23 protein-coding genes are annotated in these 24,956 nt (G+C 64.4%); all 23 read left to right on the forward strand.

The annotated features are described in order from the left end of the window. Positions 1-2 precede the first annotated feature (2 nt). The 23 genes from fabZ to ACYVL5_RS06170 all read left to right on the forward strand — a co-directional run bounded on the left by fabZ (position 3) and on the right by ACYVL5_RS06170 (position 24,790). The gene (gene fabZ, locus ACYVL5_RS06060) at positions 3-437 is read left to right on the forward strand and encodes a 3-hydroxyacyl-ACP dehydratase FabZ (RefSeq protein ID WP_460594659.1); all 435 of its coding nucleotides are present in this window, start codon (positions 3-5) and stop codon (positions 435-437) included. 21 nt (positions 438-458) lie between these two features. Then, positions 459-1,238 carry an acyl-ACP--UDP-N-acetylglucosamine O-acyltransferase gene (lpxA, locus tag ACYVL5_RS06065; protein WP_460594660.1) on the forward strand — a complete coding sequence of 260 codons (780 nt, stop codon included), beginning with the start codon at positions 459-461 and terminating at the stop codon, positions 1,236-1,238. 227 nt (positions 1,239-1,465) lie between these two features. Beyond that, entirely contained in the window at positions 1,466-2,599 is a 1,134-nt protein-coding gene (gene lpxB, locus ACYVL5_RS06070) for a lipid-A-disaccharide synthase (RefSeq protein WP_460594765.1), read from the forward strand. A gap of 6 nt (positions 2,600-2,605) precedes the next feature. Then, positions 2,606-4,324 carry an ABC transporter ATP-binding protein gene (gene msbA, locus ACYVL5_RS06075; RefSeq protein WP_460594661.1) on the forward strand — a complete coding sequence of 573 codons (1,719 nt, stop codon included), beginning with the start codon at positions 2,606-2,608 and terminating at the stop codon, positions 4,322-4,324. Positions 4,325-4,342: 18 nt separating this feature from the next. Beyond that, positions 4,343-5,284, forward strand: a complete 942-nt coding sequence (locus ACYVL5_RS06080; protein ID WP_460594662.1) for a lysophospholipid acyltransferase family protein — start codon at positions 4,343-4,345, stop codon at positions 5,282-5,284. Further along, positions 5,277-6,005: a phosphatase PAP2 family protein gene (locus tag ACYVL5_RS06085; RefSeq protein ID WP_460594663.1), complete on the forward strand. Its 729-nt coding sequence runs from the start codon at positions 5,277-5,279 to the stop codon at positions 6,003-6,005. Before ACYVL5_RS06080 ends, ACYVL5_RS06085 begins: the two co-directional genes overlap by 8 nt. Before the next feature lie 316 nt (positions 6,006-6,321). After that, positions 6,322-7,653, forward strand: coding sequence for a 3-deoxy-D-manno-octulosonic acid transferase (locus tag ACYVL5_RS06090; protein ID WP_460594664.1), 1,332 nt, complete (start codon positions 6,322-6,324; stop codon positions 7,651-7,653). Further along, on the forward strand, positions 7,646-8,713 hold the full coding sequence (gene lpxK, locus ACYVL5_RS06095; RefSeq protein ID WP_460594665.1) for a tetraacyldisaccharide 4'-kinase: 1,068 nt from the start codon (positions 7,646-7,648) through the stop codon (positions 8,711-8,713). The genes ACYVL5_RS06090 and lpxK overlap by 8 nt, the downstream gene beginning before the upstream one ends. Positions 8,714-8,842: 129 nt before the next feature. After that, positions 8,843-9,010, forward strand: coding sequence for a Trm112 family protein (locus ACYVL5_RS06100; RefSeq protein ID WP_460594666.1), 168 nt, complete (start codon positions 8,843-8,845; stop codon positions 9,008-9,010). Continuing rightward, positions 9,007-10,071, forward strand: a complete 1,065-nt coding sequence (gene waaF / locus ACYVL5_RS06105) for a glycosyltransferase family 9 protein (RefSeq protein WP_460594667.1) — start codon at positions 9,007-9,009, stop codon at positions 10,069-10,071. Before ACYVL5_RS06100 ends, waaF begins: the two co-directional genes overlap by 4 nt. A gap of 173 nt (positions 10,072-10,244) precedes the next feature. Further along, positions 10,245-11,285, forward strand: a complete 1,041-nt coding sequence (gene waaC / locus ACYVL5_RS06110; RefSeq protein ID WP_460594668.1) for a glycosyltransferase family 9 protein — start codon at positions 10,245-10,247, stop codon at positions 11,283-11,285. Further along, entirely contained in the window at positions 11,278-12,381 is a 1,104-nt protein-coding gene (locus ACYVL5_RS06115) for a glycosyltransferase (protein WP_460594669.1), read from the forward strand. The genes waaC (ACYVL5_RS06110) and ACYVL5_RS06115 overlap by 8 nt, the downstream gene beginning before the upstream one ends. Beyond that, positions 12,378-13,169, forward strand: coding sequence for a glycosyltransferase family 2 protein (locus ACYVL5_RS06120; protein ID WP_460594670.1), 792 nt, complete (start codon positions 12,378-12,380; stop codon positions 13,167-13,169). The genes ACYVL5_RS06115 and ACYVL5_RS06120 overlap by 4 nt, the downstream gene beginning before the upstream one ends. Further along, positions 13,166-14,164: a glycosyltransferase family 9 protein gene (gene waaC / locus ACYVL5_RS06125; protein WP_460594671.1), complete on the forward strand. Its 999-nt coding sequence runs from the start codon at positions 13,166-13,168 to the stop codon at positions 14,162-14,164. The genes ACYVL5_RS06120 and waaC (ACYVL5_RS06125) overlap by 4 nt, the downstream gene beginning before the upstream one ends. Further along, positions 14,161-15,285, forward strand: coding sequence for a glycosyltransferase family 9 protein (locus tag ACYVL5_RS06130; protein ID WP_460594672.1), 1,125 nt, complete (start codon positions 14,161-14,163; stop codon positions 15,283-15,285). The genes waaC (ACYVL5_RS06125) and ACYVL5_RS06130 overlap by 4 nt, the downstream gene beginning before the upstream one ends. Before the next feature lie 3 nt (positions 15,286-15,288). Next, on the forward strand, positions 15,289-16,611 hold the full coding sequence (locus ACYVL5_RS06135; RefSeq protein ID WP_460594673.1) for a glycosyltransferase family protein: 1,323 nt from the start codon (positions 15,289-15,291) through the stop codon (positions 16,609-16,611). A gap of 5 nt (positions 16,612-16,616) precedes the next feature. After that, positions 16,617-17,486 (forward strand): DUF6492 family protein, encoded by an 870-nt coding sequence (locus ACYVL5_RS06140; protein ID WP_460594674.1) that lies wholly within the window; start codon positions 16,617-16,619, stop codon positions 17,484-17,486. Then, entirely contained in the window at positions 17,468-18,460 is a 993-nt protein-coding gene (locus ACYVL5_RS06145; RefSeq protein WP_460594675.1) for a glycosyltransferase family 2 protein, read from the forward strand. The genes ACYVL5_RS06140 and ACYVL5_RS06145 overlap by 19 nt, the downstream gene beginning before the upstream one ends. Further along, positions 18,457-19,080 (forward strand): class I SAM-dependent methyltransferase, encoded by a 624-nt coding sequence (locus ACYVL5_RS06150; protein ID WP_460594676.1) that lies wholly within the window; start codon positions 18,457-18,459, stop codon positions 19,078-19,080. Before ACYVL5_RS06145 ends, ACYVL5_RS06150 begins: the two co-directional genes overlap by 4 nt. Continuing rightward, positions 19,077-20,213, forward strand: coding sequence for a UDP-N-acetyl glucosamine 2-epimerase (wecB, locus tag ACYVL5_RS06155; protein ID WP_460594677.1), 1,137 nt, complete (start codon positions 19,077-19,079; stop codon positions 20,211-20,213). The genes ACYVL5_RS06150 and wecB overlap by 4 nt, the downstream gene beginning before the upstream one ends. 70 nt (positions 20,214-20,283) lie before the next feature. Continuing rightward, positions 20,284-21,294: an NAD-dependent epimerase gene (locus tag ACYVL5_RS06160; protein WP_460594678.1), complete on the forward strand. Its 1,011-nt coding sequence runs from the start codon at positions 20,284-20,286 to the stop codon at positions 21,292-21,294. Between the two features lie 190 nt (positions 21,295-21,484). Further along, positions 21,485-23,398: an LTA synthase family protein gene (locus ACYVL5_RS06165; protein ID WP_460594679.1), complete on the forward strand. Its 1,914-nt coding sequence runs from the start codon at positions 21,485-21,487 to the stop codon at positions 23,396-23,398. 441 nt (positions 23,399-23,839) lie between these two features. Then, positions 23,840-24,790 (forward strand): GSU2086 family protein, encoded by a 951-nt coding sequence (locus ACYVL5_RS06170; RefSeq protein ID WP_460594680.1) that lies wholly within the window; start codon positions 23,840-23,842, stop codon positions 24,788-24,790. The last annotated feature ends 166 nt before the right edge of the window (positions 24,791-24,956 follow it).

Genomic DNA, 24,956 nt, shown 5'->3' on the forward strand with positions numbered 1-24,956 from the left:
GCATGCTCGATACAGTCCAAATAATGGAGATCCTGCCGCACCGTTACCCGTTCCTGATGGTGGACAAGGTCCTCGAACTGGAGGCTGGGAAGCGGTGTGTGGCGATCAAGAACGTCACCATGAACGAGCCCTTTTTCCAGGGACACTTCCCGGGGCACCCGGTCATGCCGGGGGTGCTGATCATCGAGGCCATGGCCCAGGTGGCCGCCATCATGGCCTACCTCGCCTCGGGCGACGGTGCCAACGAGAAGGTGAGCTACTTCATGGCCATCGACAACGCCCGTTTCAGAAAGCCGGTCAAGCCGGGCGACACCCTCAGGATCGAGGTCGAGACCATCTTTAACAAGCGCGGTATCTGGAGCGTGGCCGGGAAGACCTACGTGGGCGACACCCTGGTCACCGAGGCCGAGCTCAAGGCTACCCTGGCCGACAAGTAGGCCTGGCGGGAGAACAACAGTATGATCCACAGCACTGCAATCGTGTATCCGGGCGCCCAGATCGCCGAAGACGTCGAAATCGGCCCCTACGCGGTGATCGGTCCCAACGTGAAGATCGGGAGAGGGACCAAGGTCGGCCCCCACGCGGTCATCGAAGGGTGGACCGAGATCGGCGAAAACAACACCATCTTCCAGATGGCCTCGGTGGGTGCCGTTCCCCAGGACCTGAAGTACAAGGGGGAGGAGACCTACCTGAAGATCGGCAACGGCAACACCATCCGGGAGTTCGCCACCCTGCACCTGGGGACGGTCACCGGCGACGGCGAGACCACGGTAGGGGACGGCAACCTCTTCATGGCCTACTGCCACGTGGCCCACGACTGCCACATCGGCTCCCACGTGGTGATGGCCAACTCGGCCACCCTGGCCGGGCACGTCACCGTCCAGGACTACGCCATCCTGGGAGGGCTCTGCGCGATCCACCAGTTCTGCACGGTCGGGGAGAGCGTCATGATCGGCGGCGGCGCCATGGTCGGTAACGACATCCCCCCCTACACCATCGTGACCGGCGAGGGGAGGGATACCTCCCTGCGCGGCCTCAACCTGATCGGCCTGAAAAGGCGGGGCTTCTCTGAGGAGACGGTCTCCGCGCTGAAGAAGGCCTACCGCATCCTGACCTTCTCGGGGCTGAAACTCAACGAGGCGGTGGAGCGGATGAAGAACGAGGTCCCGCAGCTGCCGGAGGTGGTGAACTTCATCTCCTTCATCGAGAACGCCAAGCGGGGGATACCCGGGCGGTAGCGGTTGGCTGGGGAACCCCATCCTCACCCTGTCCCTCCCCTTGAAGGGGAGGGGACCTGTGGCGACTTTCCCATGGCAACGACAATGAGGCTAAGGTCCGGCGGCGGGAACTTCCCGCCCCGGCCTTGGCCTCGATCTGCTTTAACACGCCGGTTCCTTTTTTAGATTATTCTTATGAGCCCCCGGCGGGCAAAGGTAACGCTTTTTTGGAAACTGCTCGGACAGTGATGGTGGTGGCCGGTGAGGCTTCGGGCGACATGTACGGCGCCATCCTGGTGGAGCGTCTGCGCGCTCTCGACCCTTCGCTTCGCTTCGTCGGCATGGGGGGGGACGGCATGCGGCGCGCCGGGGTGGAGACCCTGGTGGATGCCAACACCATGGCGGTGATGGGGCTCGTCGAAGTGGTCGGGCACCTTCCCACCATCGTCAGGGGATTCAAGATCCTGGAACGCAGGATCCTCGCCGAGCGCCCCAAGCTCGTCGTCTTCATCGACTATCCCGATTTCAACCTGCGGCTCGCCAAGGTGGCCAAACGCGCCGGCGTCAAGGTGCTCCACTTCGTCAGCCCCACCGTCTGGGCCTGGAGAAGCGGCCGGGTCAAGGGGATCGGCAAGGTGGTCGACATGATGGCCGTCCTTTTCCCCTTCGAGGTCCCCTTCTACGAGAAGGCCAACATCCCGGTCTCCTTCGTGGGGCACCCGCTTCTGGACATGGTCGCGCCGGCGTCGGAACGGGGGGAAGCGCGGAGCGCCTTGGGGCTCGATCCCGGCCGCACCACCATCGGGCTCTTCCCGGGGAGCCGCCGCTCGGTCATCAAGAAACTCCTCCCAACCGTCCTCCAGTCGGCCGCACTCCTGAAGGCGCGCCGCCGCGACCTCCAGTTCGTGCTCCCGCTCGCCTCCTCCTTGCGCAGCGAGGACCTCGCCCCCTACCTGGCAACGGTGGACTTCCCGGTGGCGGTGGTTTCCGGAAGGAACCACGAGGTGATGAGCGCCTGCGACGCCGCCATCGCGGTCTCCGGCACGGTCACTCTCGAGCTCGCCCTGGTGGGGGTACCGATGGTGCTGATCTACAAGGTGGCCCCGTTGAGTTACGAGATCGGGAAACGGGTCATCAAGGTGGACCACATTGGCCTATGCAACATCATCTCCGGGAAACGGATCGTCCGGGAGCTGATCCAGCACGAGGCGGAACCTCCCGTCATCGTGGGGGAGATCGAGAGGATCCTGGACGACCGCGCCTATGCGGAGACCATGGCCGGCGAACTCGCCGAGGTGAGGGTGAAACTCGGCAGCGGCGGCGCCCTGGACCGGCTGGCCCGGGTCGCCTTCAACATGTTGGACAACACGCAAGGAAGCTAAGGATATATGGGGAAGTTCTCTCGTCTCGTTGAATATTGCCGCCCGTACCTGTGGCGGATCATCCTGGCCGCCATCGGCTCTCTCGGGGTCGGCGGCATCGACGGCGCCATCACCTACCTGGTGGAGCCGGTCCTCAAAAGGATCTTCTCCGGTCAGGACCGGCACATCTTCGTGCTCCTCCCCATCGGGGTGGTGATCCTGTACGCCATCCGCGGGATCTGCCGTTTCACCAACGACTACTTTATCCGGACCGCCGGCCAGCTTGCCGTCCAGGATGTCAGGAACGACATCTACCGGAAGAACCTCCGGCTGAGCATCGGCTTTTTCCATCGACACCCGACCGGGTCGCTCATGTCGCGCGTCATGACCGACGTAAACCTGATGCAGGACGGGGTCGGGAGCGTCATCACCGGCCTCTTCCGCGATGGTTTCTCTGCGGTGGCGCTGCTTGGCATCGTCTTCTACCGCAACTGGAAGCTCGCCCTCATCACCTTCCTGGTCCTCCCGCTGACCGTCTACCCCGCCTCCCGTCTCGGCAAGCTCATGAAGAACATGGCCCGGCAAGGGCAGGGGAAGATGGGGGATCTGGCCGCCATCCTGCAGGAGACCTTCTCCGGCATCAAGGTGATCAAGGCCTTCGGCCTGGAGGACAGGAAGCTCGACCAGTTCAAGGAGGCCAATCGGGAGTTCTACCATTTCATGCGCAAGAGCATGAGGTACGAGGGGACCTCCGGGCCGTTGACCGAGTTCATCTCCTCCTTCGGGGTGGCGGCCGTCATCTGGGTCGGCGGGAGCAGCGTCATGCACGGCGAGATGACCGCCTCCGAGTTCTTCTCCTTCCTGACCGGGATGATCCTGGTCTACCGCCCGGTCAAGAGCCTCATAAACTCATTCAACGTCATGCAGCGCGCACTCGGGGCCGCCGAGCGTGTCTTCGAGATCATCGACGAGGTCCCGGACATCGCCGACGCCCCCGGAGCGGTCGAACTTGGACGGGTGAGCGGCGAGGTGGAGTTCCGCAACCTCTCCTTCCGCTACGAGAACGACTGGGTGCTGCGCGGCATCGACCTCAAGGCGAACAAGGGTGAAGTGGTGGCGCTGGTCGGGCCGTCGGGTGGGGGCAAGACTACCCTGGTGTCGCTCATCACCCGCTTCTACGATCCGACCGAAGGAGCCGTGCTGGTGGACGGGCACGACATCAGGACGGTGACCCTGAAGAGTCTCATGAACGAGGTGGCCCTGGTGGACCAGGAGACCATCCTCTTCAACGACACCATCGCCAACAACATCCGCTACGGCAACGAACACGCCACCGACGAGGCGGTGGAAAAGGCCGCCCGCGCGGCCTTCGCCCACGACTTCATCTTGCAGCTTCCCGAGGGGTACCAGACCTCGATCGGCGACCGCGGGGTGAGGCTCTCCGGCGGGCAGCGCCAGCGGATCTGCATCGCGCGCGCGATCCTCAAGGACGCTCCCATCCTGATCCTCGACGAGGCCACCAGCGCGCTCGACACCGAGAGCGAGCAGATGGTGCAGGCGGCCCTCAACAACCTGATGGAAAACCGCACCACCTTCGTGATCGCCCACCGCCTCTCCACCATCACCCACGCCGACCGCATCGTGGTACTGGAGAACGGCACCATTGCCGAGGTCGGCGACCACCAGTCCCTGCTGGACAACGACGGCCTCTACAGCAGGCTGCACGGCATGCAATTCCGGGCCTAGCACGGTGGGGGAAGCGTCGTGAAAGAGATCCGCTGGTACCTGGAAACCGCGCTGTTTCTCTCCGTCTCCTGGGCCGTCTCGCGCATCCCGCACCGGTACGCGATGGGGTTCGGGCGCGGGCTCGGGAGGTTCTTCTACCGGATCCTCAAGAGAAGGCGCGAGATCGCCATCGACAACATCGAGAAGGCGCTCCCCTACCTGGAGCGCCAGCCCGGCTGGGCGGGTGGCACCCCGGAGGAGATCGCCCGCGAGACCTTCGAGAACCTCGGCCGCAGCGTGGTAGAGGACTGCCGGATCTACCACGGCCGCGGGCGCGACCTGATCGATGCGGTAGAGTTTCGCGGGATCGAGCACTATCACGAGGCGATGAAGAAGGGGAAAGGGGTGGTCTTCATCACCGCCCATTCCGGCAACTGGGAGCTCTTCGCGCTCGCCTTCGGCACCCGTTACCACGAGGCGTCGGTGGTGGCCAGGCGGCAGGACAACCGGCACCTGAACGCCGTCCTGGAAAGGATCCGCAAGGCCTACGGCAACGGGGTCATCTACAAGGAGGGGGCCATCCGCGGGATGTTCTCGCTCTTTAAGAAGCAGGGGGTGGTTGGGCTCCTGGTCGACCAGGCGGTGACTCCCGAAGAGGGGGTACTGATCGAGTTCCTCGGCCGACCTGCCTGGGCGGGACGGATCGCCACCCTGATCGGGCGCAAGGCCGGCACGCCGATGCTCCCCGCCTTCATCCACCGGGAGGGGGACACCCACATCGTCACCATAGGCCCGGAGTATCACCCCTCGCAAAATCCCGATCCCGAGCTGGCGACCTACGAGGACGTCAGCGCTCTGCACGGCTTCATCGCGGCCTACGTGGTCGAGCATCCGTCGCAGTGGTACTGGATTCACAAGAAATGGAAAAGGGCACCTGAACGGATGCCGCAGACGCAGGGATGGGAGGCGGCAGGTGAGTAAGGAAAAACTGCAGGATTTCTTGGTGCCGGTGGCGTTGCTGGTAATCGGCACCGCCCTCATCGCGATGACCGGCCTCGACATCCGGATCGAGAGCAGTTTCTACCAGAACGGGATCTGGATCGGGAGGGACCTCAACCCCTGGCGGTTCCTGTACCGGCACGGGGTCTCCCCCGCCTACATCTGCGGCGGGGTGGCGCTGGCAGTCTTCCTGGCCGGATACATCAAGGCCCGGTGGGCGGTCTACCGCAAGCGGGCGCTGTTCGTGGTGCTCTTGCTGGTCATCGGTCCGGGGCTCCTGGTCAACACGGTCTTCAAGGATCATTGGGGAAGGCCGCGGCCGACCCAGCTGCAGATCTTCAACGGGAAAGAGATGGCTTCCTATCACCAGGTCTGGGAACGGGGCGAATCCGGCACCGGGCACTCGTTTCCCTCCGGGCACTCCTCGGCGGCCTTCTACCTGATGTTTCCCTATTTCCTTCTCAGGCGCCGCTCGCCCGCCAAGGCTCGGCTGGCGCTGGCGGGAGGGATCGGGTACGGCCTCTTCATGGGGGTTGCCCGCATGGCGCAGGGGGGGCATTTCCCCAGCGACGTCCTGTGGGCGGGGGGGATCGTCTACCTGACCGGGATCGCGCTCTACCACCTCTTGGGGATCGATGAGGAAGTCGCGCCGGTGGCGGCGGGTACGGCAGAGGTGGTGGCCGAGGAAGGTACGGCTGAGTAACTAGTTGCACCATCGCCTCGATAGGTCTTCAAAAGGGGCGGGCGAAATCAAAACCTCCCTCACCCGCCCTTCGGGCACCCTCTCCCCTAAAGGGGCGAGGGTATAGTGCGGCAGGCCCTTCGGGCACCCTCCCCTCCAACCGTTTCCCCTCGCCCTCCGGGAGAGGGGCAGGGGTGAGGGAAGTTCCCTAAATCTACCCTCACCCGGCCTTCGGCCACCCTCTCCCGGAGGGAGAGGGGATGAGTTCACAAGGGGCAGGGGTGAGGGAAGGTTGCGCACGGCCTGAGGGGGTGAAAATGATGAAGGGTTCAACCGGATGATCCGATTCTTCTACAACCTGCTCCTCTGGCTGCTCTTACCGGTCATCGCCCTTTACCACGCCTACCGCTCGGTCAGCCGCGGAAGGAGAATGGCCTTCGCCGAGCGCTTCGGCTTCATTCCCGCGTCCGACCTCGAGCGGGTCCGGGGCGCCGAGGTGCTCCTGGTCCATGCGGTTTCGGTGGGGGAGACCATCGCCGTCCTTCCCCTCCTGAAGGCGCTCAAGGCCCGCTACCCCGACAAGCGGGTGGTCCTTTCCAACGGCACCGAGACCGGCCGCTCCGTCGCCCTCAAGAGCGGGGTCCCCGACCTCTGCATCTACTTCCCCTTCGACTACCCCTTCGCGGTCGCCACCATGCTCGAGCGCCTCAAGCCCCGGGTGGTGGTGATCATGGAGACCGAGATCTGGCCGAACTTCAACCACCACGCCGCCCGCCTCGGGATCCCGGTGGTGCTCGCCAACGGCCGCATCTCCGACCGCTCCTTCGGACGCTACCAGCGCCTTTCCTGGTTCTTCGCTCCCGTCCTCCGCAAGTTCTCCCACCTCTGCATGCAGACCGCCCAGGACGCCAGCCGCATCATCGCCATCGGGGCTCCCGCCGAAAAGGTGGCGGTGGCCGGTAACCTCAAGTACGAGATCCCCCTGCGGGAAGTCTCCGCCACCCAGTCGGCCGCGCTCAAGGCGGAATACCGGATTCCCGCCGGCACCTTCGTCTTCACCGGTGCGAGTACGCACCCGGGCGAGGAGGAGTTGGTCCTCGACGCCTACCAGGCGCTTTTAGCCGCGGGAGGGGATAACTTCCTGGTGCTGGTTCCGCGGCATCCCGAGCGGGCAGCCGGGGTGGCCGAACTGATCCGCAAGCGGGGACTCTCCTTCCGGTTCCGCAGCGCCCTCGTCTCCGGCGAGCCGGTCGCCCGTCCCGGCGAGATCCTCCTGCTCGACACGGTCGGCGAGTTGATGAAGATCTTCTCCGTCTCGGACCTGGTCTACATGGGGGGGAGCCTGGTCCCGACCGGTGGCCACAACCCGCTGGAGCCGGCCTCCTGCGGCGTTCCCGTGCTGTTCGGTCCCCACATGGAGAACTTCCGCGAGATAGCCGCCGGCTTTCTTTCCTACGGCGCCGCCCTCAAGGTCGCCGACGCAAACGCGCTCTCCGAGCAGGTGGTGAAGCTCGCCAGGGACGCCGGGCTCCGGGAGACCCTCGGCGCCCAGGGCCTCAAGATTCTCCAGGACAACTCCGGTGCCACCGAGCGCCACCTGGCGGCGGTCGACCGCTGCCTGAACGAGCGGGCCAGTGGCGAAGCCGCCCAAGGGAGGGCACGTGGCTGATCTCTCCGTCTATTTCAAGGAACTCGTCTCCGGCCAGCGCCAGGGGACCAAAGACCGCCTGCTGCTGGGCGCCCTGCGGCTCGCCGCCGTTCCCTACGGGGCGCTCCTTTCCGTGCGGGCCCTCGCTTACCGGGTCGGCCTTCTGCGCTCCTACCGGCTTCCCCGCCCGGTGATCTCGGTCGGAAACGTCACCCTGGGGGGAACCGGCAAGACCCCGATGACCGCCCACCTGGCCTCCATGCTCATCGGGAAGGGGCTGCGGGTGGCGGTGCTCTCCCGCGGATATGGCGGGACGGCCGAGGGGACGGTCAGGATCGTCTCCGACGGAAAGAATATTCTCTCCACACCGGAAGAGGCGGGGGACGAGCCGTGTCAGTTGGCCAGGAAGGTGCCGGGGCTGATGGTGGTGATCGGCTCCAACCGCCACCGGGCCGGTCAGCTGGCCATGAAGGAGCTCAACCCCGACGTCTTCATCCTGGACGACGGTTTCCAGCATCTGCGGCTAAAGCGGGACTTAAACCTGCTCCTCGTGGACGCGGCCAGGCCCTTTGCCGACGGCCACACCCTTCCCGCCGGTTTCCTTAGGGAGTGGAAGGGGGCCTGCCGCCGCGCGGACCTGGTGGTCTACACCCGCTGCGGAGAGCTTCGCCCCGACCTCTTCCCGGACCGGCCGAAGATCTGGACGAATCACACCCTCACCGGCATGGTTCCCCTGGAGGGGGGCGAGCGGGTGGATTTCGACTCGCTTAAGGGTAACCGGATAACCGCCTTCTCCGGGATCGCCGATCCCGCCGCCTTCTTCGACCTCTTGGAATCCCGCGGCGTGCGGCTCATCGCCGCCCTTTCCTTCCCCGATCACACCTCCTACGGCGAGGAGGAGCTGGCTGCCATCAAGAGGCTCAAAGACGCCTCCCGTTCCTCGGTACTCATCACTACCGAGAAGGACGCTATCAAGCTGGCAGGCCATGCCGCCTCACTGGCTCCCGTGCTGGTTGCACAGCTCAATTTGACGAGCGACGATTGGTCGCCGCTGGATCAGGCTGTGAAAAAACTGCTTTAATAAAGCGGTGCAACTGTGGCAGAATGCGCTGATATGTGTAATCCGGCCACTGTGGCAATTTTCATGGGAGTTTCCTGTCAATAGGCTTCTCTCTCAAGCCAGTGCCCCCGCTGATTAACTGGAACGACAATGGCAATCTCCAAAGCCTTACTAGAAATACTTGCCTGCCCGAACTGTCACGGTGCCCTCACCGAAGGTGACGATCACCTCCGCTGCCCCGCCTGTTCGCTGCGGTTTGCCGTGCGTGAGGGGATCCCGGTCCTGCTCCCGGGCGAGGCGGAAAAAGAGCGGTCGTGAGAAGATCCCTCGAGCACGCAAAGATTGAACGGGTCCTGGTCCGGGTTACCAACTGGATCGGCGACGCCGTGATGAACACCCCGGCCCTGCTGGCCATCCGCGAGAGCTTTCCCAAGGCCCGGATAACGGTGCTGGCGACCCCGCAGGTGGCCGGTCTCTTTTCGGCGCACGAGTGGGTGGACGAGGTCCTCGTCTACGACAAGAAGGGGCGCCACGCGGGTTTCGCCGGCAAGCTCAAGATGGCGTCCGAGCTCCGCAGCCACCGCTTCGACCTGGCCATCCTCCTCCAGAGCGCCTTCGACGCGGCGCTGATCACCTGGCTGGCGAGGATCCCCCGGCGGATGGGGAACAAGAGCGACGGCAGGGGATTCCTCCTCACCCACGGCTACGACCACCGGCCGCTGGGAAGCGAGCTGCACCACACGGAGAATTACCTCCGGATGCTGGAGTATTTCGGTATCGTGGGGAGCGCCAACCGGCAGCTCCTCTGCGTCAGCGAGGAAGAGCAGGGAGCGGCGGCGAAGAGGCTTGCCGCGGCCGGCATCGCCCCCGGCGACTTCCTGATCGGGGTCAATCCCGGCGCCGCTTACGGCTCCGCCAAGCGCTGGTATCCCGACCGCTTCGCCGCGGCCGCGGCCGCCCTGGCGAGGGAGTGGAACGCCAAGATCCTGGTGCTGGGAGGACCGTCCGAGGCGGAGATAGCCGGTGCCATCGAGAAGGATCTCGGCGGGAGATGTCTGAACGTGGCGGGAACCACCACCCTTCGGGAGCTGATGGCGCTGATCGCCCGCTGCAACTTCTTCATCAGTAACGACTCGGGACCGATGCACATCGCGGCGGCCTTTCACGTCCCCCTGGTGGCGATCTTCGGCTCGACCGATCACCGGACCACCTATCCCTTCTCCGACAACAGCGTGGTGGTTCGCAAGGATACCGACTGTGCCCCGTGCCTGTTGCGGGAATGTCCCACCGACCATCGCTGCATGACGGCGGTCACCGCCGGGGATGTGGTCGCCGCGGCGCGGCGGGTCCGGGAGCGGGCGGAGCGCAACGAGCGGTGAAACCTGCCCTCACCCGGCCTTCGGCCACCCTCTCCCCTAAAGGGGCGAGGGTATAAAAGTTGAGAGTCTTCGGCCACCCCCTGAAGGGGCGAGGGGGTGATGAATAACGTAGAACGTAGAACCTAGAACCTAGAACCTAGAACCTAGAACCTAGAACAGGTTTCGATATTCATATGCGCGTACTGATAGTCAAGGCGTCCGCCTTGGGGGACATAATCAACTCACTGCCGGTGCTCGACTACCTGAAGCAGGCCAGTTCAGGAATCGAGATCGACTGGGTGGTTGAGGAGCAGTTCAAGGAAATCCTGGAAGGAAATCCCCTTTTGGACCAGCTCCACGTGGTGCGGACCAAGGCCTGGCGCAAGAAGCCGTTCGCCCGCGAGACCTGGCGCGAGATCGGTGCGCTGAAGGGGGTCCTGCGGGAGCGGAACTACGACCTGGTCTTCGACATCCAGGGGAACCTCAAGAGCGGCATCATCACCTGGTGCACCGGCTGCCCGGACCGGATCGGCTTCGAAAAAGTAGACCTGCAGGAGTCGGCCAACGCCCTCTTCACCACCCGCCGCATTCCGCTCAGGAGACAGGACTACCACGTCACCGAAAAGTACCTGCGGCTGGTCAGCGTCCCCTTCGCCAAAGACTTCCGGAGCATGACCCTCACCTCGAGCATCGAGACCTCCGCCGAGGACGACGACCGCGCCGAGGTGCTCCTGGCGACTTTATCGGACGGGCTGGTCTTCCTCTTCCAGTACGGCACCACCTGGCAGACCAAGTTCTGGAGCGAGAAGAGCTGGATCACCCTCGGCCAGGAGGTCCTTTCCTCCTTCCCCGATTCCACCATCCTCTTTCCCTGGGGAAACGAAACCGAGCGGGAGGCGGTCACCCGGATCGCGGCCGGCATCGGACCCGGCGCCCGGGTGCTCGACCGCTACACCCTGAAGGGGCTCACCGCCCTGATGAAAAAGGTCGACCTGGTGGTCGGCGGCGACACCGGCCCCGTGCACCTCGCGGCCGCGGTCGGGACCCCGACGGTCTCCTTCTACCGGGCGAGCGACGGCAAGTCGAGCGGTCCCCGGGGGGCCAACCACGTGGTCATCCAGTCACCGATGCACTGCACCCGCTGTTTCAGGACCAGCTGCGACAAGGATGCCCAGTGCCGCGACAGCATCAAGGTGGAGGCGATCTTGGCCGCGGTGGAGAGACTGCTTGCCTGACAAAACGAACGCGCTCCATATCATCGAACCGACCCTGTCGAGCGAAGCCGGTCACTGCCGGAGTTTCCTCGAGAGCGTCGTGGACGCCCCCGGGGCCTCGGCGGAGATCACCGTCTGGGGCGGTCGCGGCGCCGAGCTCTCCGAAAGCGCCGGGGTCACCGTTCGCCGTCATTTCTTCCGGCGGGTCCGCAGGGTGCAGGAGTTCTTCCTGCTGCGGCGGCTTTTGGGGACAGGGAGCCGTGTCTTCATCGCCACCGCCGGCCGCGTCGATCTCGCGCTGGTCGATAAGGCGGCCCGCGGACCGATTCCCCCCGGACGGCTCTTCCTCTTTTTCCACTGGGTGCGCGCCGACGAGGCGAAGCTCGCCTTCTTCCGGAAAATGGCCGTGAAGCATCCGGAGCTGGTGATCATGGGCCCCACCAGGAGCGTGGTCGACGTCTTCGCCGGGTGCGGCTTCCGCCACTGCCACGTGGTCCCGTACCCGATTACTCCGCGCAAGGGTGAGGCGCCGCAGCCCGCTCCCTTCCGGCACCTCCTGTTTGCCGGCGCGGCCCGCTCCGACAAGGGGTTCGGGCGGGTGGTGGACCTGGTCGCCCTGCTGCGCGCGCGGGGGAGGGATCTCCCGGTCTCCATGCAGACTTCGGCGGCCCACTACGACAAGTACGACGACGAGACCAAGGGCGACCTCGAGCGCCTGTCCGGCCTCGCCTATCCGAGCCTGCGGCTCACCCCCGAGACACTTTCGCAGGGAGCCTACTTCGACACCTTCCGCGGCGCGATCTGCCTGCAGCCGTACAACCCGGTCGATTTCGCCGACCGCATCAGCGGGGTGACCCTCGACGCCCTTTCCATGGGCGCTCCGGTGGTGACGCTGGCCGGGACCTGGATGGCGCGGGTGGTGGAGCGCTTCCAGGCGGGGGTGGCAATCGCGAAGCCTGCGCCGGAAGAGCTCCTTAACGCGGTGGACACCATCCTTGCCGATTACCCCGGCTACCACGAGCGGGCGCACCAGGCCGGCATCGCCCTGCAGCGTGAGCACAGTGCGGGGCACCTGCGCGAACTGTTGGTCGGCGGCGGCAACGGGGGGCGGGGATGAGCGAGCGCCGCCCGTTCACTGCGATCCTGATCGCCTGCAACGAGGAAAACCGGATCGCGCAGTGCCTGGAGAGCCTCTCCTTCGCCGACGAGATCGTGGTGGTCGATTCCGGGAGCAGCGATGCGACCAGGGAGATCGCCCGCCGCTATACCGACCGGGTCTTCGACATCCCGTGGAGAGGCTTCGGACCGCAGAAGCAGGCGGCGGTGGAGCTTGCCGGCCACGACTGGGTCTTGAACGTCGACTGCGACGAGCGGGTGACCGCCGAGCTGCGCCGCGAGATCGAGGAGCTCCTTGGCTCCGGGGCCGAGCTGGCCGCTGCCTACCAGGTGCCGCGGCGGACCTTCCTGGGAGACAAGGAGATCCGCCACTGCGGCTGGTATCCCGACCGCACCACCCGCCTCTTCGACCGGAAAAGGGCCCGTTTCGGCGAGCAGATGGTCCACGAGTCGGTGGCGGTAGATGGCCCCATCGGGCGCCTCAACGGGCACCTCTTGCACTACTCCTTCGTCGGGCTGGCCGACCTCATGGTCAAGATGAACCGCTACACGGACCTCTCCGCCCGCCAGCTCGCCGAACGGGGCAAGGTGGCGTCCTGGTACGACCTGACCGTGCGGCCGACCGCCGCCTTCGTGAAGACCTACCTCGTCAGGCTCGGCTTCCTCGATGGCGCGGAAGGGCTGGTGGTCTCGGTGGCCAATGCCACCAGCACCTTCGCCAAGTACGTGAAACTCAGGGAGCTCAACCGCGCCGGACGAAGCGGCCAGGGGAAAGGGGGGGAGAGGTGAGAATCGCCATTGTTCGACTCTCCTCGCTGGGAGACATCATCTTCTGCATGGCCTGCCTCCAGGTGATCCGGCGCCATCTTCCCGGCTCCTCCATCACCTGGTTCGCCGACAGCAAGTTCGCCGACATCCTCGACCACCAGAAGGATCTCGACCGGGTGGTGAAGGTGGAGCTGAAGGGGCTCAAGCGTTCCTTCTCGTGGGAGAAGCTGAAGGGCGAATACCGGCAGATCGCCGACAGTGGACCTTTCGACATGGTGATCGACCTCCACGGGATGCTGAAGTCGGCCCTGATCGCCCGCCGAATCGGCAAGAAGACTGCCGGCTTCGCCCGCGACGTCGCCAAGGAGCCGTTGGCGACCTTCTGCTACGACCGGACCTTTTCGCTCCCGCTGGAGATGAACACGGTCCTTCGCTACACCAAGCTGGCCGCCTCGGCCCTCGACATCATCTTCGACGAGCGGGAATTGACGGAGAAGGAGCCCTTTCTCTTCTACGGCGAGGAGGACCTGGACGCCTCCCGGAAGTTCTTCGTAAAGGAGAAGAAGAACGTGATCCTGGTGGTCGGCTCCACCTGGGAATCGCGCAACTACCCGAAGGAGAAGTTCGCGGTGGTAGCGGAGCGGCTGGGGGAGAACGTGCTGGTCTGCCACGGGAGTAAAACGGAGTACGAGACCGCCTGCTGGCTGGCCGAGCGCTCCCCGAACGTCTCCATCTTGCCGAAGCTCACCATCAACCAGTTGAAGGCCGCCATCAGCCAGGCCGACCTGGTGATCGGCGGGGATACCGGACCGACCCACATCGCCTGGGCCAACAACGTCCCCTGCGTGGTGCTCTTCGGACCGACCCCGGCCCACCGGATCTACCCCGGGGCCAAATGCCGGATCATGAAATCGAGCTCGGTAGTCCGGGAGGAGAGCCTGGACAAGAACGACTTTTCCATCCGGGAGCTGAGGGAGGAGGACGTCCTCTCCCACGCCCGTGAGCTTCTCGCATGATGACCCCGGCCCCCAAGAGCATACTGATCGTGAACATCCGCCTGATCGGCGACGTGATCCTCACCACGCCGCTCATCGGGCTTTTGCACGAAGCCTATCCCGACGCCGCCATCGACCTGCTGGTGGACCGCGGCACCGGCGAGTACCTGGAGCGGGACCCGCGGGTCCGGAAGGTGCTCTACCGCGAGAAGGGAAAGCGCGGCGGCGGGTACCTCGGGACGATCTTCCGCCGTTACGACCTCGCCATCAACCTGAACGCCTCCGACCGGGGGAACCTGGCGGTGCTCTTGGCGGGGAAACGGATGCGGGTCGGCTTCTATGACGGCAACGCCCCCGGCAAGGACTTCTGGAAGAAGCTCCTTTTGGAACGGGCGCTCCTTTTGCCGACCGAGACGCACACGGCGCGCACCTGTGCCCTCATCGCCGAGACCCTGGGCATTGCGGCCAGCCGCCTGGAGGTCAAGGTCTGCTGGAGCGCCGAGGACGAGGCCAAGGTGCTCCAGCTTCTCGGTGAGCGCGGGATCTCGGGGCGTTTCTTCGTGGTGCATCCGTTCGCACGCTGGATCTACAAGTACTGGCGCTCCGAGCGCTTTGCCGAGCTTTCCGATGCGGTCCACGAGCGCTACGGCCTCACCCCGGTCTGGAGCTGCTCGCCGAGTCCGGCCGAGAAGGAGGAGCTCGTCCGCCTGGCCGCCCTCTGCAAGACCAAGCCGATGCTCGTCGAGGGGGAGCTCAACTTAAGCCAGCTGACCTTCCTCCTGTCCCGGGCCTCGCTCTACCTCGGGCTCGACACCGCTATCAGCCACCTGGCGGCCAGCGTCGGAGTCCCCATGGTCGCCCTCTACGGCCCCACCTTCACCAAGCGCTGGTTCCCCTGGGACAACCGGGGAGGGATCGACCAGCGGTGGGGGACCCCGGCCGAGCCCGGGAGCGGCCACTGCATCGTGATGCAGAAGGATATGCCGTGCGTGCCGTGCGGGCTGGCGGGTTGCGACGACACGGGGCAAAAGGAGAGTCCCTGCCTGATCGCGGTCACCGTCGACGAGGTGCTGGAGGCGGTACGGCTGCTGGAACCGTTATTTGCCGATGGCGCGGCCCCGAACATTTCCCCCGAGGAGTAACTCTTGACCGATAGCAGCAAAGACAAAACGACCGGCCGCACGTGGCTGGTGATTTCCCACGCCTTCAACATGGACGGCAGGGCGGCCAGTCTGACCATCACCGACAAGATCCCCTTCCTGATCAGGCACGGGATCACCCCGGTGGTGGTGAGCGCCCAGACCGGCGTGCGCGACCAGGTGGTCGAGCATCACCAGGTCCCCGCCATCTCCCCGGCGGGGCTCAAGTTCGACCTGCGCCACATCCTGAAGAAGCACTTCAAGAACCAGGTGGCCTACAAGGTGGTGAAGTCGCTGGTCGCCGTCGGCATTCTCCCCTTCTTCATCCTGGAGCGGGCCTTCATCCAGCTCGAGAGCCAGTGGTCCTGGTTCGTGATGGCCTACGTCAAGGGTGCCGAGCTTTTGAAGACCCATCGTCCGGAGCTGATCTATTCCACCGGCGGCGCCAATTCGGCCCACCTGGCCGGTTACCTCCTGGCCAGGAAGTTCGGGATTCCCTGGATCGCGGAGCTCCACGACCCGATGATCCACGGGGACTGGCGCGGCTCCCGCATGGCCTACCGCTGGGCCGCCTGGCTGGAGAGGCTCATCAGCCGGCATGTCTCGGCGGCCTGGTGGTTCACCGAGGGGGCGCTTGCCCGCGCCAAGGAGCGTAACCCTGAGTTAGGCGAGCGGGGGGTGATGATCATTCCCGGCGTGGGGCAGCCGGACTTCGGCGATACCGTGTACGCCAAAAGGGAGAAGCTCCACATCGGCCATTTCGGCTCGCTGGCCGAGACCCGCAACATGGCGGTCGTGATCGAGGCGCTCCACAAGCTGTTCGAGCGCCGGCCCGAGTACCGCGACTTGATCCAGATCGACGTATTCGGCTCCCGGCTCGATCCCATCTCCAGGAAGGCGCTGGAGCGCTTCCCGCTCCCCGGCGTCATCGTCGAGCACGGCCGGTTGGAGGCCGACCCGGTCACCGGCAAGAGCGGCCGCCAGCAGGTGCTGGAGGCGATGCGGCGCTCGGACCTGCTCCTCCTTCTCCACGGCAGCGACCCGTTTTGCGAGGAGTACATCCCCTCCAAATTCTTCGAGTACCTCTGGACCAAGCGGCCGATCCTCGGCCTGGTTTGGCGCAATCCGCAGCTGGAGCGGATCTTCGCCGAGCGGGGGCTGCAGGCGGTGAACGCCAAGGACGTGGACGGGGTGACGGCGGCGCTCGCCGAGACGGTGGCCCGCTGGCAGCGTAACGAGCTTCCCGACCGCGAGGAGGCCTACGCCTTCACGGTGGAGGATGCGGTGGACAGGATCGTGGCGCTCGGCGAAAGCGTCATCGGGAGGTAGCGGCGATGGATACCTTCGTCCTTTACTGCAAGTCCTACCGAAACGACGTCCTCCGCGCCCGCGTGCTGGCCGAGAGCGTGGCGCGCTTCAACCGGGAGGGGCTCACCTTCTACATCTCGGCGCCTGAGGCCGACCTGCCGCTCTTCAGGGAGAAGCTGGAGGGGCTTTCCGTCACGCTCATCGCAGACGAGGAGATCCTCTCGGCCAACCCGCGCCACTCCGTGAAGCTCATGGAGGAGCTTTCGGGGGGGCTGATGCAGCAGATCGTCAAGTCCGAGTTCTGGCGGCTCAAGCTCTGCAAGAACTACCTGATGCTCGACTCCGATTGCTACTTTATCCGTGACTTCGGGATCGCCGACTTCATGCTGGACCCCGACACCCCGTACACCGTTATGCACGAGGGGAAGGATCTCCTGGAATTCGCCGCCCGCAAGGGAATGAAGAAGATCAGGGAGCACTACGTGAAGGACCGGGTGAAGGCCCAGAGCTTCTTCAATCGCCCGGGGCGCCACTACAACTACGGCCCGATCCCGACCATCTGCTCGGCGGCGGTCTGGGAGTCGCTTGCGAATAACTACGCCGAACCCCGGAACCTCAGTTTCGCCGACCTGATCGGGCTGTCCCCCGGCGAGATGCTCTGGTACGGCGAGGCGATCCTCGCCTATGCCCCCATCCGCCTCGTTCCGATCGAACCTCTTTTCAAGGTGTTCCACTACAAGGAGCAGTACGAGGAGAGTGTTGCCCTGGGAGTGACCGAGGCGGTATTGGCGGAAGACTACCTCGGCGTGATACGTCAATCGAACTGGGACCGGGAGCTCGATCTGGTCCCCAAGAAAAGGCGCACATGGAGAACTCTGTGGCTGAAACGACGCTGATTCCGGGGCGGGCCAGCATCATCCTGGTGAGTTACAACTCGCTCTCCGAGACCACCGCGCCGTGCCTGGAGAGCGTCTTCGCCTCCACCGATTATCCCGACTACGAGGTGATCGTGGTCGACAACAACTCCTCGGACGGCACCCCTGCCTACCTTCGGGAGCTGGCCGGCCGCGAGCCGCGCCTCAAGCCGATCCTCAACCGCGAGAACCGCGGGTTCGCCGGCGGGAACAACGACGGACTGAAGCTGGCCACCGGGGAGTTCCTGGTGCTTTTGAACAACGACACCCAGGTGGGCCGGGGGTGGCTGACCGAGCTTCTCAGGCCGCTACGTGAGGACCCCTCCGTAGGGCTCGTCGGCCCGGTGTCCAACGCCACCGGCAACGAGCAGGAAGTGTGGGTCGAGAGCGCTCCCCCCAGGGAGATCCTCGGCCAGGGCGCGCTTTGGGTTGGGGCGGGACGAAGCGAATCCGTTCCCATGGAGAGACTCTGCTTTTTCTGCGTGGCCACCCGGCGTGACGTGGTGGAGCGGGTAGGGGTGCTGGATGAGGCCTACGGACTCGGCTTCTACGAGGACGACGACTACTGCCTGCGGGTCCGCCGGGCGGGGTTCTCCCTGCTCCTCAACGAAAACGTCTTCATCTACCACCGAGGGAGCGGTTCGTTCAGCGCCATGCCGGACACCACCAAGAAGCTTCTCAAGGCCAACCGGAAGCTGTTGGAGAGGAAGTTCGGCATCCGGCGCTACCGCACCACCCATCCGCGGGACCGCCACCTCGAGCTGATCGCGCAGGCTCTACAGCGGCTGGCGGCGGGAGGGGACCAAACGACCCTCTACCGGGTGGAAAACCGTCTCAAGAAGGCGGAGCTCCTGCGGCCGCGGGGGGTCCTGAAGCGGCTTCGCTTCGATTACCAGTTGAAATCACTCAAGCGGAAGCTCGCCGGCTGCCGTGTCGATCTGACGGAGGGTGTATGAGGGACGATTACTACGGGCTTCTGCGGCCGGAGATCCTGGAGATGATCCCGGCGGGCTGCCGTTCGGTCTTGGACGTCGGATGCGGCTCTGGAGCCCTGGGTGCCCACCTCAAGCAGACCGGGGTCCAGGAAGTCTGCGGCATCGAGATCTTCCACGACGCCGCCACCCAGGCCCGCACGGTGCTGGACGAGGTGGTTGAGGGAAACATCGAGCAGGTGGAGCTCCCCTTTCGGCCCGGCCAGTTCGACTGCATCATCTGCGCTGACGTCCTCGAGCACCTGGTCGATCCGTGGGCTATGGTCGGCAAGCTCAAGGCCTTGCTGGCACCGGGCGGCTGCATCGTGGCGAGTCTCCCGAACGTCGGCTTCCACCGCATAGTGCGGGGATTGATGAAAGGACAGTGGCGCTACGGCAATGCCGGCATTCTCGACCGGACCCATCTCCGTTTCTTCACCCTGCCGGGGGTCGAGGAGCTCTTCACCGGTAACGGCATGTCCGTCGAGGCGATCTCCCGCAAGATTGACGGCGGATGGAACATCAAGCTGTTGAACGTGATGATGTTCAACCGCATCAAGGAATCGCTGGTCTTTCAGTACGTGGTGAGGGCGCGCCAGTCATGATTACCGTTCTCTCCGTCTTCGGCACCCGCCCGGAGGCCATCAAGATGGCCCCCGTCGTCAAGGAGTTGGAAAAGCACCCCGAAACCATCCGGAGCGTGGTCTGCGTGACCGCGCAGCACCGCCAGATGCTCGACCAGGTGCTCTCGCTTTTCGACATCAGGCCGGACTACGACCTGGACATCATGAAGCCGGGCCAGGACCTCTTCGACGTCACCTGCCGGGTCCTCCAGGGGTTGAAGCCGGTGCTCGAGAAGGAGCGCCCCGACCTGGTCCTCGTGCACGGCGACACCTCCACCACCATGGCCGCCTCCATCGCCTCCTTCTACTTCCGCACCCCGGTAGGTCACGTGGAGGCCGGGCTTAGGACCCAGGACAAGTTCGCCCCCTTCCCCGAGGAGATCAACCGCCGGGTGACCGGGGCGGTGGCGGATCTGCATTTCGCCCCTACCGAGACGTCGCGCCGAAACCTCCTGCGGGAAGGGATCGCCGAGAGCTCGATCTACGTGACCGGCAACACGGTGGTCGATGCGCTCCTGTCGGTCTCCCACAAGATCGAGAACGATCCCCTCCTTAACCGGGAATTCGAGGAGACCTTCGGCTTCCTCGACCCGGAAAAGAGGCTCGTCCTGGTCACCGGGCATCGCCGGGAGAACTTCGGCGCCGGTTTCGAGGAGATCTGCCGGGCGCTGGCCGAGCTCGCCACCACCCACCCGGACGTGGAGATCCTCTACCCGGTGCATCTCAACCCGAACGTCCAGGAACCGGTGCGGCGCATCCTGGGCGGCGGCACCCTTGCCAACGTCCATCTCATCGAGCCGGTCGATTACCTCCCCTTCGTCTACCTCATGAACCGGGCCCACCTGATCATCACCGATTCCGGTGGCGTGCAGGAGGAGGCGCCGTCTTTGGGGAAACCGGTGCTGGTGATGCGGCAGACCACCGAGCGGCCGGAGGCGGTGGAGGCGGGGACCGTGAAGCTGGTCGGCACCGACCGCGAGCGGATCGTGGCCGAGACGTCGCTTCTGCTGGATGACGAGGAGGCCTGGCGCGCCATGAGCCTCGCCCACAATCCCTACGGGGACGGCATGGCCGCCCCGCGGATTGTCGAGGTGATTGCCGGTCTTAAAAAGTAGGCGGAAAAACTCTCGCTGTGCTATCGTTTGTCGGTACGTTTCGATCTTATTTTATTGACGAGGGGGTTCTATGGGAAAGGTTCTGGTAACAGGCGCCGCCGGTTTCATCGGATTTCACCTGTCGAAGCGGCTTCTGGGCCGGGGTGTGGAGGTCGTCGGCCTCGACAACATCAACGACTACTATGACGTGAGGCTCAAGGAGGCGCGGCTCTCCCAGCTCACCCCGCTTCCCGGCTTCCGTTTCGTGAAGATGGATCTCGCCGACCGCGAGGCGATGGCGGATCTCTTCGCGAAGGAGCAGTTCCAGACGGTGGTGAACCTCGCCGCCCAGGCCGGCGTCCGCTACTCGCTGGTGAACCCTCACGCCTACACCGAGAGTAACATCACCGGCTTCATCAACATCCTGGAGGGGTGCCGTCACAACAAGGTGAAGCACCTGGTCTACGCCTCCTCCAGCTCGGTCTACGGCGCCAACACCGAGATGCCGTTCTCGGTGCACCACAACGTGGACCATCCCGTCTCGCTCTACGCCGCCACCAAGAAGGCCAACGAGCTGATGGCCCACACCTACTCGAGCCTCTACGGGCTGCCGACCACCGGTCTCAGGTTCTTCACCGTCTACGGACCGTGGGGCCGCCCCGACATGGCGCTCTTCCTCTTCACCAAGGCCATCCTGGAGGGAAAGAGCATCGACGTCTTCAACAACGGCAAGATGCAGCGCGACTTCACCTACGTCGACGACATCGTCGAAGGGGTGATGCGGGTGATGGAACGGATCCCGGCCGGCAACCCGGCCTGGAGCGGGAAGAGCCCGGACCCCGGGACCAGCTACGCCCCCTACCGGATCTACAACATCGGCAACAACTCCCCGGTGGAGCTCATGCGCTTCATCGAGGTGCTCGAGAATGCCCTCGGCAAGACGGCCCAGAAGAACCTCCTCCCCATCCAGCCGGGGGACGTTCCGGCCACCTACGCCGATGTCGACGATCTCATGAGGGATGTCGGTTTCAAGCCGTCCACCTCCATCGAGGAGGGGGTCGGCAAGTTCGTCAAGTGGTACCGCGAGTACTACGGGAAGTAAGCAAACTCAGGTGTATTTGAACAGTGTTAGCAGCAAATAGGTACCTTCTCCTTCAAGGAGAAGGACAGGATGAGGATGGGGTGCCTTTACCAGCTCCTTCCCCCATCCTCACCCCGACCCTCCCCTTGAAAGGGGAGGGAGCGTTGGCCGAGTAGGAAATAGTGGCTAATCCGGTTAGGTAAGGAGCAAGATGTCGCACGTCAGTACAAAAGTGGCAGCAACCGGGAAATCCGGGCCGGTCAAGGATTTCCCTTCTTTCGTTTTCAGGTACCTCCTTTTCTGGCTCACCTACTTCCTCATCTGCCGACTGGCCTTCCTCGGCTACCATGAAGCAAAGGCCGCCGGCCTCGGTGCCTCGACCCTGGCCGGCACGCTCGCCTACGGCGCCTACGCGGACCTCTCCGCCGCCGGTTACCTCTCCATCATTCCGTACCTCACCTGGTTCGCCAACTCCCTCTTCCCCTTCCGGGGGGCGGCTAAATTCATCAAGTGGTACAGCTACCTGATGAGCGCCGTGGTGGCGGTGGTGACCATCTCCGACCTGCAGATCTACCAGTCCTGGGGGACCAAACTCAACGCACAGGCGCTCGTCTACCTCCAGCATCCCCGCGAGGCTTACGCCTCCGCGGCGTCGTCGCCCGTTTTCCTGCTCGTTGTGGCGGCGGTGATCCTCGGGTGGTGCGGGGGCTTTTTGTACCGGCTCTTCTGCACCGGGCTTCCCATCCACCGGACCCCGCAGCGGTCGCTCGTGCGGCTTCCCCTCTTCGTCCTCTTTGCCGGGGTAATCTTCCTGGGGATCCGCGGAAGCGTCGGGGTGGCGGCCATGAACCCCAGCTTCGTCTACTTCTCGAGCAACACCTTCGCGAACCACGCGGCCCTGAACGCCAGCTGGAACCTCATCTACGACATCAAGTACTACCTGAAGAAGAAGGGGAACAACTACGTCTACCTCGCGGACGCCGAGGCGCAGCAGCGGGTGGACCGCCTGTTCGGCAAAGGAGTCCCCAACGACACCGAGGAGGTGCTGACCACCAAGCGCCCGAACATCGTGCTGTTCATCATGGAGAGCTGGACCGCCGACCTGATCGGTGCGCTCGGGGCCGAGAAGGGGATCGCTCCCTTCTTCGACGAGCTGGCCGCCGGCGGGCTTCTCTGCACCGACTTCTACGCCAACGGTTACCGGAGCTCCTTCGGTTTCCCCGCCGTGTTGCAGGGGTATCCCTCCAACCCGGACGGGACCATCCTCTCCCACCCGATGAAGATGGAGCGGCTTCCCACCCTGGGGGGCTCCCTCAAGCAGGCGGGGTACGCGACCCAGTTCCATTACGGCGGTGACGACCGCTTCGACGACATGATCGCCCTCTTGCACCACTCCGGGTTCGAGAAGATCGTCGATAGGGAGTCCTTCGACAAGAAGGACATGGATTCCAAGTGGGGGGCGCAGGACGGCGTGCTCTTCAACCGGGTGATCGACGACTTGAAGACCGAAAGGACCCCCTTCTTCAGCGCGCTCTTCACCCTGAGCAGCCACGAGCCGTTCGAGGTCCCGATGGCGCCGGTTTACCCCGGCAACACCGAGGCGGTGAAGTTCAAGAACGCCGTCCATTACTCGGACCAGAGCCTCAGGGCCTTCTTCGAGCGGGCCAGGAAGGAGCCGTGGTACGCCAACACCCTCTTCGTGTTCGTGGCCGACCACGGGCATCCGCTGCCGCTCAACCGGAACAACTACGAGCCGGGGCGTTACCGGATCCCGCTCCTTCTCTACGGGGAGGTGCTGAAGAAGGAGTACCGCGGGACCCGCTTCACCAAGACCGCCTCGCAGTCGGACATCGCGGCGACGCTCTTGGCCCAGCTCGGGCTCCCGTACGAGCAGTTCCGCTGGAGCAACAACCTCTTCAACAAGAACCGGCAGAACTATGCCTATTACAACTTCCACACCGGTTTCGCGCTGAGGACCGCCGAGCAGACGACCGTCTACGACCACGTGGCGAAGAAGGTCATCCTGCGGACCAACCCGGGGCGGAGCGCCGCCCAGGACGCCGACTCCCTGAAGGACACCCAGGCGTATCTGCAGTACCTCTACAAGGCGTACGAGGGACTCTAGCCGCTCCTCTATTCCCTCGCCCCTTTAGGGGAGAGGGGCAGGGGTGAGGGAGTTTGTTCGGCCGAGAAAAACCACCCTCACCCGGCCTTCGGCCACCCTCTCCCCTAAAGGGGCGAGGGGATAACTCCTCCCCTTCAGGGGGGGGACAGGGTGAGAGTCGTAGGTCGCGTTGAGGAACGAAACGCGACATCTTCAGCCGGTGGCCAAGATCGATCGTCGCGTTTCACGGTGAAGCCATTCAACGCGACCTACGCGTGATTTGCGAAAAGGGGACAGGGGGGAGGGCGGTTGTTCGGCCGAGAAAACCACCCTCACCCGGCCTTCGGCCACCCTCTCCCCTAAAGGGGCGAGGGGATAACTCCTCCCCTTCAAGGGGTGGGACAGGGTGAGGATGGGGTTGTAATCCCTAATCGTCCAGCTGATAAGGAAAGGATTTGACTTATGAAATACGCACCGCTAGATTTTTCCGGGGTCACCACCTACCCGATCGCGACCCGCAACAACAAGGTGAACGTGCAGGATGACTTCGCCGGGGAAGTGCGGGGGGGGATGACCGTCTCCGACCTCCTGGCCGCCATGCCGAACCAGCTGGGCGCGCAGTCGCTCAACAAGGTGATCGACTCGGTGGTGGCTGCCCGCGAGAAGGGAAAGCCGGTGGTGATGGCCATGGGTGGCCACGTCATCAAGTGCGGGCTCCAGCCGGTCCTGAAGGCGCTCATCGAGGCGGACGTGGTGACCGCGGTGGCCCTGAACGGCTCCGGCTCCATCCATGACTTCGAGATCGCCCTGATCGGTGCCACCAGCGAGGACGTCGGGGCGGTGCTCCATGCAGGGAACTTCGGGATGGCCGAGGAGACCGGGAAAGAGATCAACGAAGCCCTCAAGGCCGGCGTAGAGAAAGGGCTTGGCTACGGCGAGTCTCTCGGGAGGATGATCCTTGAGCGGGAGCTCCCCTACCGCGAGCAGAGCCTGATGGCCACCTGCGTGAAGAACGGGATCCCGGTCACCGTCCACGTGGCGATCGGGACCGACATCACCCATCAGCACCCGAGCGCCGACGGCGCCGTCATCGGGGAGGCGAGCTACACCGACTTCAGGATCTTCACCTCGGTCGTCTCCGAGCTCGGCGAAGGTGGCGTGTATCTGAACATCGGGAGCGCCGTGCTCCTTCCCGAGGTATTCCTGAAGGCGCTCTCCATCGCGCAGAACCTGGGGCACCATGTTGATCACTTCACCACCGCCAACTTCGACATGCAGCAGCACTACCGGCCGCTCACCAATGTGGTCAAGCGTCCGACCTCCGGAGAAAGCCGCGGCTACACTGTCACCGGCCACCACGAAATACTGATTCCGCTTTTAGCCGCAGGGATTCTCGATAGAGTAAAAAAGTAACAGACGTTGTTAGTGTTGGCACAGCGATCTGTTACAATGTCACGTTGCGTGCGAAGTCCATATCCCCTCGCCCCTTTAGGGGAGAGGGGCAGGGGTGAGGGAGGTTGTCCGGCCGACAAAAAGCACCCTCACCCGGCCTCCGGCCACCCTCTCCCCTGAAGGGGCG

The organism is Geomonas sp. Red276 (assembly GCF_054784495.1).